The 284-nt window shown below is 60.2% G+C and carries 1 protein-coding gene; it reads right to left on the reverse strand.

All coding sequences use genetic code 11. From position 1 onward, the window contains the following. On the reverse strand, nucleotides 1–284 hold a 284-nt coding region (locus tag Q4563_RS19285; RefSeq protein WP_303605662.1), incomplete at both ends, for a TilS substrate-binding domain-containing protein.

A 284-nucleotide genomic window follows, 5' to 3' on the forward strand; every position in this document is an offset into this window, starting at 1 on the left:
TGCCCTCAGGTGTAGCACGGTTGGCCTCTGCCAGCACCAGCTCACCAACCGACCAGAACAACAAGTGGATGGTCGTCACCGGCACACCCGGATCGGTTAATACCAGGGTAGTGGCCGGGGTTATGGGCCAGTCACGCTCAGCCTGTACCAGATGCAAACGTCCCCGGAAGCGCCGCACTTGCACATCTCCCAGTTCTATCAGCACCTGTGCATCGGCAGCGGCATATAACGCCTGTTTGACCAGCGCACCCAAGCGGGCTTCACTGGCGACATCAACACCGGCT

Source organism: Gilvimarinus sp. 1_MG-2023, from assembly GCF_030548285.1.